We start from the raw sequence: 16,017 nt of genomic DNA, 5'->3' as shown, positions 1-16,017 counted from the left end.
TAGACGCTCCGCCCCTTTAGCCATTCTCCAGTAAATAATAATCACCTAAATTATACCATTATTTCATTTTGTATGGAGAATCTCCTGACATTCCGAGTAAACAAGTTTCCGATCTCTTTTACCGACCATATACTATTGCATTCATTAAACTCAGAGAAGGGGGGATTCCCATGACTCACTCTTCAAAGCCCCTTATACAAGCTAAGGTGCAAGTAAATCCAGGTCAGACAAGTCCAGCTGAGCAGTCCAAAAGACTTGGACATAACCCGCAAGTTATCAAAATTGTGCCCGTGGCTGGCCAAGTAGGTGACATTCGCGTTAACTCTTCTACAGGCCGCGTTTATTATGTTTTTGGCGAAAATCAAGTAGGCGTACTGGACGGTAACGCTAATCAGGTTATCGGCACTGTACAAACAGGGGATGGCGCTACATTTCTGGCTGTGAACCCGCGTACTAACCGAATATACTCGACAAACTTCCGAGCGGCCAACGTCACCGTCATTAATGGGAAAACGAACAAAGTGATCACCAATGTCTCTGTTGGTGAGCGGCCTTTTGGCATTGCCATTCATCGCGGGAGCAATCGTATTTATGTCGCCAGTACGAGTGGTACCATAAGCGTTATCGACGGGGGCACCAACCGTGTTCTGAAAACCATAAGAGTAGGCGGATCACCAGCCCTTATCGCTATTGAGGAACGAACCAATCGGATCTACGTGACGAATGTACGCAAGGATTCCGTTCATGTTATCGACGGTTTTACGATGACTGTGATTAAATCGATAAAAGTAGGTAAGAATCCGATTATTACGCCAGCTATCATCCCTCAGACGAATCGGATCTACGTAGCTAATAACCTAAGCCGCTTTGCATCTGTGATCTCAGGTACAACACTCGGGAGAAGCACGCCTATCCAGCTCGGAAGACGCCAAAGCGAGCTTGCCGTAAACGTACTAACGAATCGCATCTATGTATCAAGTGCTCAGCAGGAGGGAAAAGGCAAACTGTTCGTTATTCATGGCTTAACGAATATGATTACAACGACTTTATCCATCCCCACGTTCTCTTCCCTTCTCGTCAACCCGCTCACGAACCGTTATTATGTTGGAGACTCTGATACCCGAGATTTGTTCGTGTACAGCGGACTAACGAATCGACTGCTGGTCAAGCTGCGCACTGGGCAATCAGCTGGGAACATGGCTTTGAATACGCGGAGCAACCGGATTTATGTTGGCAATGAAAGCTCGATCACCGTGATTCAAGATCACAGATAACAAATAAGCCCCAAAACCCACAGGATGTGGGCTTGGAGGCTTATTTTGTGCTAGCGAAGAGTGGCATTTTTACGCTGAACAGCTTTCATCAGATCCGCGTTAGTCGCATGCTCATCAGCCATATGTATCAATGCGCCGACATCCTTCGGCAAGCATTTGCCACCGTAGCCGCGATTGTCTTCATATACGAAGGTGTGGCTTCGTCCTATCCTCGGATCTTCCAGCCATACCTCGCGCAGCTCATTGTAATCAATACCGTGGGCGCCAGCAATATCATAGAACTCATTGCAGAAAGATACTTTAAGCGCAAGGAAGCAGTTCTCCATATACTTCGCCAGCTCTGCCGTACGCGCATCTGTCTGCCGAATGCGAACCTCTGCATTATACACTTGCTGGTAGGCGCGAATGACCAGACTGATGTCAGCGGACTGCCCTCCGAATGTAAGCCATGTCCGATGCCGCAAATCCGAAAAATGATGATCAACGGTTTCCCCATAATATTCGGGTTGAAACACGATTCTTTTCCCTGTCCGTTCCTTCATGGCATCTGTGAAGCCGACAGGGACGGTCGACCGAATCACAATCACGGTGGCGCTCAGCCATGAAACTACTTCCTCTACAATAGAGGTGTCACATTGACCGTCTGGAAGCGAGGGAGTTGGTACACAAATAAAAGCTACCTCGCAAGCGTTTACCTCCGATTTGCTGCCTATTTCCATAGGTGCATCATATACTGAGGCAGTCGGAAATAGCGCATGAATCGCTTTACCTACATGCCCGTAGCCAACAATACCAATTTTCGTCATATATCCTCACTCCTTGTCGTTCCCTATTTCCAACGCGCCAGATGTTCTTACGCTGCAACCTCATCTTCTTTAGCTTGCTCCCGCTCATGTCGCTTTTTCTGCACACCCAGCAGGATGAAGACCAAGAAATAATATCCCCAGTAACCAACGAACTCTTCCAATGAAGGATTCTGCGTATAGCCTAAGAACGCTTTAAAGAAAATGCCCACTTGACCGCTCAAGAACGGCTCTTTGCCATAATCACGGAGATACTGCACACCATCGATGGGATGCTCCGGCATGAAACCCGTTATATTATAGATTTCACCGATTTGGTGACCTGCTGTTCGATATAAACTACCTATAATCCCCAAATCTTGCATAATACCAATCGCCTGAACAAATAATCCTGCCGAAATCATCATCAGAAACACAGCGGTTATACGGAAAAATGTACCTAAGCGAATCTTTTTCGTTCCTTTGAAAAAAAGAAGCCCAACCACAATAGCCAGCACTAGTCCGAATAAGGCTCCCCAACTTTCAAGTGCTTTCTGAATGTTGCCGCCTGTAATGGCTGCGAAGAAGAAAACCGTCTCCACCCCTTCACGCACAACAACCAGGAAGGAATGTACAACCATATTGATAGCGCCGCCAATGGTCAGGATATGGGCAACTTTGCTCTGAACCTTTCCTTGCAGCTCACTGCTCTGCTTACCCATGAACATGATCATATGAGTTAACAGACCGGACGAGATCAGCATAATCCCGATTTTCATGTAATTCTGACTACCCATACTCGCAAATCCCGTTAATAACACTTGGAAAGCTAGGGCCAATCCATAACTAACGATTACAGCGAAAAATACGCCAACCCACACCCATTTGTGCCACTTAATCGCATCGATACGGGTTAAATAGGTTAGGATGACACCGACAATAAGAATAGCTTCAAGCGCTTCGCGAAATGTAATGAGAAAAGCCTGTAAATCCATAGTTCGCCCCCTGTCCTCTATCTTCCGTTCATACGGAAAGACACTTGCGCATAAGCGGCACAAGTGTCTTTCTATGAGTGAAAAGATTAACGAAGGATGATAATGTCACCATTTTGATAGAACACGCCATAACCGAACAATTCAGCTACTGCGCGAAGAGGAATGAAAGAGCTGCCATTTTCAAGAACAACGGGTTGATCCAATTTGACCTTCTCATTCACTTTACCATTCTCAACAACTTGATCGGAACCAGCCACGATTTCTGTTTTCTTGCCATCTTTTGTGATAACGATTGTTTTCGTTGCTTCTACCCACTCAACTTCAGCATTAATCGCTTGAGCAATTAGACGAACCGGCACTAATGTACGGCCGCTTTCTTGATTAACGAACGGTGCGTTTTCAGCTGTGAAAGGAGCGCCATTCACTTTATAAGCTTTGTCGCCTACTTTTAAGCTTGAACCATCTTTGTCAACGATGTACTTCAAGATTTCGAAACCAGCTTCTCTTGTAGCAGCAACATCAGATTTATCAACAGCTTCTGTTAATTTCGTAGCAGCAACACTTGCAGCCGCATATTTCTCTTTACCCAAGAAAACTTCTTGGCTAGCTAGGAACATTGTACCTTCCGCCACATAACCACGAGCGCCTTGCAAGTCACCAGCATCTTGTTTAACGAATATTTGGTTGACGTACTCGGATACTTTACCAATCATTGTGCGTTGAAGAGCGTCACCGATTTCATCTTTTTTGATTTTGCTGGCATCGCCTGAAGCGAAGGCATTTTTCACGAAATCAGCGTCAGCTGGGCTTCCACCTTTAAGGTATGTGTACACAGGCATGTAGAGGAAGTAACCTTCTGTGATTGCTTTCGGCTGATCAGCAGCTGCTGCTAGTCCAACGTTCTCTGCGTATGTATATGTCGCTAATGCATAGTTCTTAATTAATGTTTTATCAAGGATTTGACGGTGGAAGTTGAAGTCGTTCAAGTTGTTATCTTTAATGTCTTTTTGAATCAATTCAATCGTTGTTTTCAAAAGAGGAACCATGTTCAAGCCGAACTTTGCATCACGTTTCGTAACATTCGGCTGCAGTGCGCCTTCATAGACTTGAACAACTTTATCGAAAGCAGCTGTCGCTCCAGCAACGTCGCCTTTCGTTAACGCAGGACGAACCTGATTGCTCATCGTATCACGAAGGTAGAAGAAGAAGTACCATTGCAAGCCTTTATCGATAGCCTCTTTGGCTTGACCAACTTGCAAATCGCCTTTAATAGCTGCGTCCAATACAAGCAGGATATTTGCATCAATCTTAGGATCATCAGCTTTGATGTTCACATCAAGGCGTTTGACATCCGTTTGGAATTTATCTACGTATAATTTCTTAACATCAGCAAGAACAGTTTTATCTGTAAAAAGTGCTTTGATATCTGTGAAGGATTGAAGTCTAGCAGAAATCGTTTGATCTTCTTTGATTTGGAATTTAGTTTCGGCAAAAGCAACGGATGATACCGTAACAACGCTGGATAAAGCAATGGATGCACTTAAAACTACAGCTAGAAATTTACGCATGAGTTTCTCCCCTAATCATTCAATTTATTGGTTGACCTTACGGTTAAATCCACTTTCTCTTGCGGGCAAACCACACGCCCCCACCTAATAAAACAATAACCCCACCGATAACAGCTATGCTCACAAATGAATTTGTTTTGTCGGTGCGCTGCATGGGTGCATGAGCGGATGCTTCTTTGGCTGGTTCAGCTTGCTTCACTGTCGTGCTTGCTGTGTCAGCAGCTTTAGCAGGCGCTGTGGTTGCTGCTGCGCTTGCTGCAGGCGTAGGCGAAGCGGCTTCAGCTGTCGGCGCTGCACTTGGGCTTGGACTAGCCGAAGCAGATGCAGACGGCTCGGGTGCCTTCGTCTCCACGGCTGCTGCCACATCCGGCGCTTTCGTTTCCGCCGGTTTCGCTTCTTTCTCCACAAGAACAGGCTGTTCTTGTGCAGGTGTCGGCTCCGACTTTACGACAGGCTCCGTCTTAGGCGTTTCTGTCGGTTGTGCGACAGGCGTCGGCTCACTTGACGCAACAGGCGCTGCTGCCGCTTGGTAAGGGAACAACGGCTTCACTTTACCGTAGATGAAGCCAACCTTTTCCTTAAACACGTCTGGCTGTACCGGCTTCTTCCCAACACCAAACAATCCAGGATTCCCCAGGGCATCGAGTGCCTCATCGAATGCTTTCTCGATATCCGCTGTGCCTGAACCCATATAAGGCTGCAGGGTGTCATAGGTCGCTTTAGCCTTAGCAAGTAACAGCTTGGATGCTGCATAATCGTCGATCCCCTGTATAGCGTAGGTAAAGCGCCGATCCAGGTTCATGACGAGCACGCCTTTGAAATTGGCAATAACCGCCTTGCTGTCTTTCGCCTTGAAGTTAGCATCTAATGTGCTGCCAACCGCTTCGCCAAAGTGCGATACGATCTCTGCCCTTCTCTCTTGATAGGCGCCCTCTGCTGCATTCCAATCGTTCGCGCCGTTGCCAATGCTGGATTGCACCAGCTTGAACGTTTCAGCTACATCTTCTGTATTGGCATCCCCATAGGAATAAGCCATTGCTGAAACCGGCAAGATGATGAGTGCCGTCAGAACGGCCATCAGACCGGCTAAAAATTGTCTTTTCAATTTTTCACCCCCAAACAATTATTCTAAAAATTTTGAATATTATTTCTTCCGAGACTATTACACTTTGATAATGATAATTAATATCAATTGAAGTGTCAACAAGTATTTTTAATCACTTTTCCTAGCCATTTTACTTAACCCACTCGTACAAAATAATGTGATGATACGCGGGATCAAACAGAGGCTCCGCTGTGAATTCAGCGATCTGTTTCAAGTGCCCCTCTACAGGTTTCCCCTGCTGAATAAAGCCTTGAACGACATGGTCGGTCAGCAGGACACGCCGCTTCAAATCCGATTCTGCCAATGCTTGAAAATAGGCATACGTATAAATTCGTTCATTGTCGTAGTCCGCTCCCAAATAGTGCAGCACCCGTGTCTCTTCCCAAGTGAAAAGCACGAAAGGCTCTTGGATCTGCCGGACATAATCATGCAGCTGGTAAACAGCCGGTTCCTCCATGGCTTGGCGCTTCTGAAGCTGGGAGCCATAGATCGTTTGCGTGACGATCAGACCAACAAGCAGACTGTACAGCAACACACGTACGACGCGTACATGAGGCTGCTTGACTGTCTTCAACCGCTCCGCTAATCGGGCGGTTAGCACGAATAGCAGCAAGAAAATAGGCGCAAGCAGCGGCACAATATGGCGCGGCTTCTCAATATTTTGACCTAGCAACGCCCAGAATGCATATAGAATCGCACATCCGACCAGTCCATAAATAAACTGGCGATTTTCCCAGTTCTGCCCTTCTTTGCCGATGAGCAATCGACCTATCCCCACAGTGATGACAAGCAGAACAAAACCCACAGCTATTAGCGTTGAACCCCCGGTTAATGCAGATCCCGCTAAATTCCTCACGAATAACTGCGTGATTCGCTCACCAATCGGCATCGGTGTAGAGATAACCCCACCGCCCCATTCCGAGAAATGACCTTCGACAAAGGCTAACGACAGCTTCCAGAAACCTGCTAATGTTCCTTCGGACATCACCAAACCAGCTACCCATAAGAGCTGAAAAAGTAAGGCAACCAGAACCGCCAGTCCTAATCTGCGCCATCTGCCCGGCCTCTGCCATAGGCTGTACCATAGAGGTACAAGCGCTAGAGCGAAGGGGAAAAACGATAATCGTGTACCCATTAGAAAACCGAGCATCATCAGTGACAAGCCATGTCGAAATAGCGAAGTTTGGCGATCCATGGCGTAACGTACACTCCAGAGAAACCACCAAAGCAAGGCCATTCCCGCACATTCCGACATAGGACGCGAGGCCATCAGCCATAGATAAGGACTGCTTAAAACAAGGGCAGGGAGCAAAAAGCTCATGACTCCATTACCGCTTAAACGGCGTGCCAACCCATATATCGGCAGCACGGCACTTAATACAGCTAAGGCATTAAAGATGGATAGCGCTTTCAACCCGTTATGTATCCATTGGTTAATTATCCATCCGCCTAAAATAAAGTAAGGATATCCCGGAAAGTGAGGCTGCATAGCAAGAAGATCAAAACGTTCTAAAGCGAGTGTGAAATCCACTTCATCCCATGTTCGCACGTAGGGACTTGCGTAGAAAATGCTAAGATACGTCACTGTTCCAATGACAGCAACGACCCACAGCATCATCAAATAGTTCACTGCCTTATGCTTCATACACTCGCTTCATCCCGCTTCAACCGTAGGCTTGCTTGGCGTTTCTTCGAGACTGGCCGTCTCATTTCTTTATAAATGGCCGGAATCACGGAGGAAACGTACTGTCTGAACTTGATGAAGGATTGTCCTTTCGTCCGTACCTGGTAGGAAATCGGAATCTCTTCTAGTCTGTATCCCTGACGAACCAGATTAATCGTGAGCACCTGGGCATAGTTGTAGTCATGAATAATGACGGCATTCTCCATGGCGTCGCGCGAGAAACCGCGCATCCCCGATTGGCCGTCGTAAATCCATCTGCGCAGAAGAATCGCCTGCAGCAGAGTGAATGTATAGTTGCCAAGTCTCCGATGCAGCTTCATGCCCTTGATGTTCCCTTTGAAGCGCGAGCCAAAGGTGTAGTCCGCACGTCCAGCGATGATAGGCGCCAGGACGTCAGGAATTTGTTCCGGCGGATACTCATTATCCGCATCGATCATGATGCCAATGTCGGCGCCGAGCAGGCAGCATTGTTTCAGCCCTTCGCGGACGGCAGCGCCAAGTCCTTGATTGTGCGGAAACGACACGATGTGGTCGGCTCCCGCTGCCTTGGCGACGGCGACCGTACGGTCCTTGGAGCCGTCGTTGATTACCAGCACTTCCACCTCATAGTCCGGGTGGAAGAATCTCGGTACGCGGGCAATAACCCCGCTGATATTCTCTTCTTCGTTATGTGCCGGCATGAAAACGATTATTTTCTTTTTAGTCATGTTGGTCGATAGCCTCCGTTAGTACAGGTCCGCGACTATGGCTTGGAAACGGTGCGCCAAGCAGATAGGCGAGCGTCGGAGCCATAGATACGAGGGAATGCTTAACATCAATGCGGTGGCCTTGTTTGATTGCCGGGCCATGCAGGAAGAAAGGCACATATCGCTCTCCCTCATCCAAATGGCCGTGACCGCCAATACCGTCAGCTTGGCCGTGATCCGCACAAAGAATGAGCGTTGTGTTCTCCATCATTCCCCGCTCCTCCAGCCAACCTACGAACTCCTCGATCAGCTTGTCGGCTTCGGCAATTTTCTGCGTATAGTCGTCATATAACACGCCACGGCTGTGTCCCGTTTGATCAACGCCGATCAGCTGGGCAACCAATAAATCCGGATTTTGCTCCGTCATAATTTTCTTGGCCCGTTCGATAATATTGCGGTCGGCAACGTCATTATGCATGACGGCTGTTACGCTCTCCACATCGTCCCCCATGGAGTCAATCAAGTGAGCGATGCCGAGAAGGCGCCCTTTCTTACCCACTTTTCGCAGCGAGTCAAAAATGCTCTCGACCCGAATCCCCAGTCTCCACACCATGTTGGAGCGAATGCCGTGCTCGCGTGGATACGTCCCCGTGAACATGGAGGAGAAGCAAACTACGGTGCGTGCAGGATACACGGTCTCCATCTGGGCGTACTCCGTACCTTCCGAGCGAAGCTTCTTCATGAATGGCGCGTCTGCTTCTTCGAAGCGTTCTTTGCGCATGCCGTCAACGACGATGACGATAACCTTCTTATTCAGGGCTGCGCCGCCAGCTTGAACTTTGCTGGAATCACGTGTGAAGGTCGGGATTTCCGCAGGTTTCCAGTCAAATAAGTATCGATGAAGAATAAAGCTATACAGCAGCAAACCTCCTGCAAAAAGTAACCCTGTGCCAATGTCGGAGGAAGCACCATTTTCAAATTGACGATAGTAATGGTTCCACACAAACAACAGCAGCAAGAATTTAGGCATCTGCTCCTGTGCATTGCCGCTAGTCGAATCACTGTTCTTCAGAACAAGCTTCCAAAAGCGGGTAAAGTTCCACCAAGTTGTCCCAATTCTCAGACGATAATAAAAAGTCCCCCAGAAGTAGATGGTGAAAAATAAAAACAGTCCAATCGCTAATAAATAGAGTAAAAATTCAGATGATTCCCAGACTAGAATGGCGGCAATAAGGGGCAGCCACAAGTAATTGCGTAAAAAAAGCGGAAAATCAAAGCAATAATACAGGACAAAAAGAGGGAGGGTCACAAGAAGACCCAGGCCGCAAGCTGACCAGAAGCCGGGACTTGCCCACTGGCCCATGTGATAGAGGAGGAAAACCCCTACGACGAAGATCGGAGTAAACGGCTTGCCTTCGTTCAGAAGGTTCCAGCACCTCGCTGCTACAATTTCAAATGATGAAGCTTTCTTCATATGTTGTCATCCTTCCGTAGAAAACCATGTCTTGTTGCTGAGATAGCTGGCTTAAGACGTTTCATCCAACTTTTCATTTCATGCCAATGCAGAGGCATTCGTACAAGGGAGTAAGCTCCCAGTGTAAAGGCAAAAAGAAACTTGAAGGTATGCGAGACCAGCGCCGCCCGGTAAGCGTCTCTTCCATCTACGCCCAGCAGCGCAAGTGAACCGCTCATTGTGCTTTCATAAGTACCGATTCCGCCTGGGGTAATATGAAAAATTTGGCCAGCGATCGTCATGCTATTCGCCCACACGAGAGAGATAACTCCTGGCTGTAAGCCCATCATACGAGCAACCGCGTAGATCACACCCGCCTCCAGAATCCAACTCCATGTGATGAGCGCAATGATGACGAACCCTTTTGGCGAGAGAATTTGGAGATTAAAATAAGCGGCATGCTTTGCCACGAATGGTATTCGGCGGATAACAGGCAGGAAATGAGCTGTCGCCAGAAAGATTGCCCCACCGGCCATTACAGTTACCCATATCCACGAAGAGGGCAAGCCCAGTCGTATGATACCGATCCCACCTATCGCTGCTAAAACGAGCATATCAATTAACCGCATAACCGCCACAGAATGGAGCGCCTCATCCCAAGTGGCCTTCCCATGCTTCATAAACAGGCCCGCGCGTACACCATCCCCCGCTTTGATCGGGAGCACATGATTAACCAGCAAACTGTAGCTGATGGCATGGAAATAAACGCCGATGCGTACGCCAGTTCCTGCATACAACCGCCAAGCGGCCGCCTTTAGTAGGAAGGAAAGTAAATAAACCCCAGTCATGAAAATAAGCCACCTTGGCCTCTGGAAAAGCAGTCCAACATCCTGCAGCCATGCCTCTGAACTAAACCATCGCCATGTTAGATACAGGGAACACAAGACCAGCAGGATGGCGATCAAACGAATAAGCTGCTTCTTCGGCATTCCTTAACCTTCTTTTATGTAAAATATCTCAGACAATTTTTGATAATGATTATCATTACTAATTATAGAAGGTGTCCCATCTATGCGTCAATGATAATATTGGATGTTTTACCAGTGTTCGATTCTGAATGAATTGTGTTCATTACTCTCATTTTTCAGGGGGCTATTAGCTTTTATACTACATATAGGTGTTACGACATGAAAGGCGGTTATTCCTGATGAAAGCTGAAGCGACTATTCCTCCACAAAGAGTTCAATCCCGAAAAATAACAGCATCCTTCTCGCTAAAAGGCCGCTGGGAATCGCCAATAGCTGGGTACTTGTTTATCTCCCCTTGGCTCCTTGGCTTTCTGCTGCTTACACTATGGCCGATGATCCAATCGATGTATTATTCTTTTACCAAATATACGCTGCTTGACGCGCCGGAATGGATTGGCTTACGCAATTATGAGCGGATCTTTGCCGATGATGAGATTTTTCGACAGTCTTTGAAAATAACAATCCTGTTTGTCGTATTATCTGTGCCCATTAAGCTTTTTAGTGCGCTTATGGTAGCGATGTTGCTCAATAAGAAAATCAAAGGAATTTCGGTATACCGGACGTTCATCTATCTGCCTTCCTTAATTGGAAGCAGCATTGCGGTAGCTATCCTTTGGCAAAATATTTTTGGAATGGACGGCTTCATCAATAAATTTCTAGGCATGCTCGGCATTGACGGCGTCAGTTGGATCAGCAATCCCAAGACCGCTTTAGGCACATTGATTATCCTTGTCGCTTGGCAGTTCGGGTCGTCCATGGTCATCTTTCTTGCCGGCCTTAAACAAATTCCTACGGAATTATATGAGGCTTCATCCGTTGACGGCGCTTCGAAAGTAAGACAGTTTGTCAGCATCACCCTGCCTATGCTTTCTCCAGTCCTGCTTTTTAATCTTGTGCTGCAAACCATCGGCTCTTTTCAGATGTTCACGCAAGCTTTCATCATTACCAAAGGCGGCCCAATCAACTCGACGTATATGTACGCTTTGTACCTCTATGATCGTGCCTTCTCCCGTTATGAAATGGGATATGCATCGGCGCTGGCCTGGATACTTCTCGTGGTAATCGGGATCGTGACCGCAATCATTTTCGCCTCATCCCGTTACTGGGTATTCTACGAAACAGAAGGAGCGAAAGGTAAATGAGAAACTCACTAATCTCTGCTCGAACGTTACGAACTCATTCCTTATTGGCCTTGTTCAGCTTAGTCATGATCTATCCTATGCTGTGGTGGTTCGGAGCCGCCTTCAAGTCCAATGCCGAGATGAGCTCTCCTTCTCTTTTTCCAAACCAATGGTTGTGGACTAACTTCAGCGAAGGTTGGGTAGCCATTCCTAAATTTACTTTTACCCATTTCTATATGAATACCTTTGAGCTAATTGCTGGAGTCCTTATTACATCTGTACTTTCCTGCAGTTTAGTCGCTTTCGGCTTCGCACGGCTGGATTTTCCGCTGAAGAACTTCTGGTTTGCCATCTTGATGGTTACACTCATGCTGCCAAGTCAGGTTACTTTGGTGCCTCAGTACATCATGTTTAATACTTGGGGATGGGTGAACACGTACCTGCCCTTCTATGTGCCGCACGCTTTGGCTGGAGGTATTGGAGGTCCCTTCTTCATCTTCTTGCTGGTGCAGTTCATCCGCGGTATTCCGCGTGAGCTTGATGAGTCGGCCAAAATGGACGGCTGCAGCTGGTTCGGCATTTATTGGCGAATTGTGCTTCCACTTACGAAGCCGGCACTCGTTACAGTCGCCATCTATTGTTTCCTCTGGAATTGGGACGACTTCTTCGGACACCTGCTTTATATTAACTCGGTCAGTAAATACACGGTTGGACTTGCCTTGAAGCTGTTCGTGGACAGCCAATCAGCACTGCCCTGGGGGCAATTGCTGGCGATGTCGCTGCTTTCTATCCTGCCTTCTCTGATCATCTTTTTTATGGCGCAGCGCCATTTTGTTGACGGCATTGCCTCGGGTGCTGTGAAAGGCTAAAATGAAATAAATATGAAAAAGGTTGCGCATTTGGCAGCCTTTTTTCCAATTTAATAGAATCTTACGAGGGGGATCAGCCTTGTTTACTATGTTTAAGCGCGTTCGCATCGGCCGGCTGTTCTTCGGCAGTTTCGCTGCTTTCATCGCTGTGCTGCTGCTCGTTACCTCATGGATAAGCTACAGCCTCACTTCGCGTGAACTGGCGAGCAATACAGCTAATTATCAGCAGGATCTATTAAATGAATTGAATAAACGCTTAGTCATTCAGTTAAACTCGATAGAGCAAATGTCTCTAGCTGCTTCAAGAAACATCGATATTATCGAATACGATCCGCTCGAAAGCGACTTATTTGAGCGCAAACGCCGGAAGCAGGATCTGGAGAGTTTGCTTGCGAGCATTACCTACAGCACAACCATGGTACAATCGATTTATTTGTATACGGAACGCCCTTTTTTGCCAGATTCCCAGGGTCCCATTCGGGTCTATACGTTGCAAAAAGTACGGGAAGAAGACTGGTTTCCGGACATTCAGAATAACGATTCTGCCTGGATCAAGGAACGGACCATTCAGACCAACAAAGGTCCGCTGAATGTAATCGGCTATGCAAGAAAGCTTTACAATAACTCCGGTATTTACTACGGCATGCTGATGCTCAATGTGAAATCTTCGGAAATACAGAACTTGATTCGCGGGGAAACGGAAGGCCGAAGCCGGCTCTTATTCGACGCTAGCGGCAGGAAAATTGCATCGATTGGAGATCAAAGCTTACAAGTCGATGAGCTGGATAAGCTGAAAGTGCTCAATGCAAAGTCTGGAAGCACACATCTGTCAGCTAAACAACAAAGCGATTCCCTACTGGTATGGAGTAAATCACCTTCCAACTGGATGCTGGTTGAGGTAACGCCTTGGAAGAACATTGTTGGCGGCAGTATTCGATTAGCTCTGATTCTGTTAACTGTCGGTCTTTCTGCTATTATTATTGGATTTTTTGTCACGTTTTTTATTTCAAGACAGTTTACGAAGCCAATCAAACTACTGCTCAACTTCATGAGCAAGCTTCCTGAACGGGGTTTTGTTACAGACTTGCCTCAAGACTATACCAATGAGTTCGGGAACCTATTTAATGGTTATCGCAAGCAGATGGAACGTATTGAGGAGCTGCTGGACTCCTTGAAAGCTCAACATAAACGCCAGCGCGAAGCGGAAATTCAAGCGCTGCAAGCGATGATTAATCCCCATTTTCTGTACAATACGCTTGATCAATTAAACTGGCTAGCTATTGATTCAGGACAAGATAAAATTAGCAAGATTCTTTCCTTAATGGGCAAAATGTTCCGTATCGGCCTATCTAACGGGGAGACGCTTATTCCGATCGCTGACGAAATCACTCACGTTGAATGTTATTTGCAGATCCAGCAAATCCGCTGGGGTGACCGTTTATCATTCTGCATTCATATCGATGAATCTGCACGAGAGCTCTTTATACCAAGACTAACCTTACAGCCTTTCATTGAGAACGCCATTATTCACGGCTTCCATGGCAGGAAGAAAGGGGAGCTTCAGGTGAGCGTGCAGCTGATCAATCAAGACATCCAATTCAAGATATGGGATGACGGCGTCGGGCTGCGTCCTGATTGGAATCAACCAAAGGTAAGAAAAACAGGCGGCTATGGCGTGCGCAACGTGAAGGAGCGGATCGAGGCTTATTTCGGACTTCCCTACGGTGTTCGAATGAGCAGTTCTAAGGGCAATGGGACGCTTGTCATGGTTCTGCTGCCGCAAATTCAGTACAAAGAACAGGTAGAGGAGCAGTATTATGTGGAAAATACTCATCATTGATGATGACTTTCAAGTGCTCGAAGGCATGAAAAAGGCGATTCCTTGGGAAGCCATAGACGCTGAATTCGCTGGTGAAGCCAGCGATGGCGCCGAGGGGCTGGACATGATCCAATCAACTCAGCCGGATATCGTTATTACAGACATTTATATGCCGGTAATGAACGGCCTTGAAATGATTGAGAAGCTGCGTGAAGCGAACTTTCCAGGCGAAATCATTATCCTAAGCGGCTATACCGATTTCCAGTATGCTCGGCAAGCTTTGCGATTGCAGGTCAGTGATTATTTATCAAAACCTGTGACGGTAGATGAGCTTCGGACTGTTCTGGAGAAGGTCATCAAAGAGCTGGAAGCCAAAGAGCTTATCAAGATGGAACAAGAAGACATCCGAAACAAGCTCATGCTCTATGAACCATTTGGACAGCAGGAATGGCTGAAATCGGTCATAACAGGCACCTCGCGGGTTGCCGGGCTGAGTCCTCCTCCTACTGAGCAGCAGCACTGGATTCATCGCAATCACCTCGTTATGGGTATTGAGTTGATGAGTACGATCCGTACGGCGAACCTATCGCTAATTGATTGGAATTTATTCCGCTTTGCGCTAGCTAATATAATTCAGGAAATTCTGTCGGAAGATTGGCCGGAGTCCGACTTCATAGAGCTTCACAGCCATCATGCTGCGATCATGTTTCATATTGAACGTTCGGAGTCCAATGACTCAGCCCTTAGCCGCATTCAAACCATTGGCAGCCGGATTACAGACTGCGTACTGATGTATCTTAAGCTGAACATTCGGATTGGACTCGGCCAGATGAAACCGACTTGGCAGGAAATATCGGATTCTACCGAGGAGGCTTTTCTCGATTTGCTGCAGCAGACGATCACGCCTCAGCTAGGCAAACCGTCCTCCCTGCCGCCTCATTTGGCAATTCGGCCCATCAAATTTTATCAGGAGCTTGCTGAAGCCATCGTTTATTCAAAAGAGGAGACAGCAGCACAGATTGTGGATGCCTATATTCATCAGTTGCAGCAGATGCCAACGATTACACCAGCATACTTACAGCATTTATGCACAGAGCTATGGACCATCTTCGCCTATTCCTTATACAGCGTTGGTACTGTACTGGATGAACTTTTTCCGGACATGCATCTGCCGTCAGAAATTAGGCGAATTGAAACGGCAACCCACTTGCAGGATTGGCTGCGCGCCAAAATTCATATCATCGCCACGAGCCGGCACTGGAACGAGAATTCGAAGCATAAAGAAGCTGTCGATTTCATGATTCAATATGCGCATGATCACTATGCTGAAGAGATTTCCCTGGAAGATATGTCAAAACAACTATATCTATCCCGGAACTATTTGAACCAGATTTTCAAAAAATCAACCGGCGAAACGTTCACCAACTATCTCATTCAAGTCCGAATGAAAAAAGCACAAGCCCTTCTGGCCGAAGGCAAACATCTCATTTATGAAATTTCCGAGAAAGTCGGTTATAAGAACGTTCCTTACTTCAGCTCTATTTTCAAAAAGTATACAGGCATGAGTCCAAGCGAGGTAGGCAAAAACGGATAAAAGCGGGTAACATTTTTCCTGACATCCAGGATACGTTTC

At 47.0% G+C, this 16,017-nt stretch carries 13 protein-coding genes; 5 read left to right on the top strand and 8 right to left on the bottom strand.

What is annotated here, in order from left to right:
- Positions 1-170: 170 nt before the first annotated feature.
- On the top strand, positions 171-1,274 hold the full coding sequence (locus GQF01_RS12065) for a YncE family protein (protein ID WP_161407000.1): 1,104 nt from the start codon (positions 171-173) through the stop codon (positions 1,272-1,274).
- Positions 1,275-1,324: 50 nt separating this feature from the next.
- On the opposite strand, the gene GQF01_RS12060 is transcribed toward GQF01_RS12065, so the two are convergent.
- From GQF01_RS12060 to GQF01_RS12025, 8 genes are all read right to left on the bottom strand, one after another.
- Complete coding sequence (locus GQF01_RS12060) at positions 1,325-2,080, bottom strand: UDP-glucose/GDP-mannose dehydrogenase family protein (protein ID WP_161406999.1); 756 nt, start codon at positions 2,078-2,080, stop codon at positions 1,325-1,327.
- Positions 2,081-2,127: 47 nt separating this feature from the next.
- The gene (locus tag GQF01_RS12055) at positions 2,128-3,051 is read right to left on the bottom strand and encodes an FTR1 family iron permease (RefSeq protein WP_161406998.1); all 924 of its coding nucleotides are present in this window, start codon (positions 3,049-3,051) and stop codon (positions 2,128-2,130) included.
- An 86-nt stretch (positions 3,052-3,137) separates the two neighbouring features.
- Entirely contained in the window at positions 3,138-4,619 is a 1,482-nt protein-coding gene (locus tag GQF01_RS12050; protein WP_161406997.1) for a copper amine oxidase N-terminal domain-containing protein, read from the bottom strand.
- 43 nt (positions 4,620-4,662) lie between these two features.
- Positions 4,663-5,724: a hypothetical protein gene (locus GQF01_RS12045; RefSeq protein ID WP_161406996.1), complete on the bottom strand. Its 1,062-nt coding sequence runs from the start codon at positions 5,722-5,724 to the stop codon at positions 4,663-4,665.
- Between the two features lie 130 nt (positions 5,725-5,854).
- Positions 5,855-7,369 (bottom strand): hypothetical protein, encoded by a 1,515-nt coding sequence (locus tag GQF01_RS12040; protein WP_161406995.1) that lies wholly within the window; start codon positions 7,367-7,369, stop codon positions 5,855-5,857.
- A complete protein-coding gene (locus GQF01_RS12035) occupies positions 7,366-8,115 on the bottom strand; it encodes a glycosyltransferase family 2 protein (RefSeq protein WP_161406994.1) in 750 nt (249 codons plus the stop codon). The genes GQF01_RS12040 and GQF01_RS12035 overlap by 4 nt, the downstream gene beginning before the upstream one ends.
- Entirely contained in the window at positions 8,108-9,568 is a 1,461-nt protein-coding gene (locus tag GQF01_RS12030) for an alkaline phosphatase family protein (protein WP_161406993.1), read from the bottom strand. Before GQF01_RS12030 ends, GQF01_RS12035 begins: the two co-directional genes overlap by 8 nt.
- A complete protein-coding gene (locus GQF01_RS12025) occupies positions 9,565-10,536 on the bottom strand; it encodes a lysylphosphatidylglycerol synthase transmembrane domain-containing protein (protein WP_161406992.1) in 972 nt (323 codons plus the stop codon). Before GQF01_RS12025 ends, GQF01_RS12030 begins: the two co-directional genes overlap by 4 nt.
- A 218-nt stretch (positions 10,537-10,754) precedes the next feature.
- Here GQF01_RS12025 and GQF01_RS12020 point away from each other — a divergent pair, with 218 nt between their 5' ends.
- The 4 genes from GQF01_RS12020 to GQF01_RS12005 all read left to right on the top strand — a co-directional run bounded on the left by GQF01_RS12020 (position 10,755) and on the right by GQF01_RS12005 (position 15,978).
- A complete protein-coding gene (locus GQF01_RS12020) occupies positions 10,755-11,717 on the top strand; it encodes a carbohydrate ABC transporter permease (protein ID WP_161406991.1) in 963 nt (320 codons plus the stop codon).
- Positions 11,714-12,565, top strand: a complete 852-nt coding sequence (locus GQF01_RS12015) for a carbohydrate ABC transporter permease (RefSeq protein ID WP_161406990.1) — start codon at positions 11,714-11,716, stop codon at positions 12,563-12,565. The genes GQF01_RS12020 and GQF01_RS12015 overlap by 4 nt, the downstream gene beginning before the upstream one ends.
- 88 nt (positions 12,566-12,653) lie before the next feature.
- Entirely contained in the window at positions 12,654-14,405 is a 1,752-nt protein-coding gene (locus GQF01_RS12010; protein ID WP_235959569.1) for a cache domain-containing sensor histidine kinase, read from the top strand.
- Positions 14,383-15,978: a response regulator transcription factor gene (locus GQF01_RS12005; RefSeq protein WP_161406988.1), complete on the top strand. Its 1,596-nt coding sequence runs from the start codon at positions 14,383-14,385 to the stop codon at positions 15,976-15,978. The genes GQF01_RS12010 and GQF01_RS12005 overlap by 23 nt, the downstream gene beginning before the upstream one ends.
- The last annotated feature ends 39 nt before the right edge of the window (positions 15,979-16,017 follow it).

The sequence above is a fragment of the Paenibacillus silvestris genome, assembly GCF_009882985.1.
GTDB classification, from domain to species: Bacteria; Bacillota; Bacilli; order Paenibacillales; family NBRC-103111; genus Paenibacillus_E; species Paenibacillus_E silvestris.
Note: the sequence above shows the minus strand (reverse complement) of the source record. Positions and strands in the feature narration are given on the sequence as shown.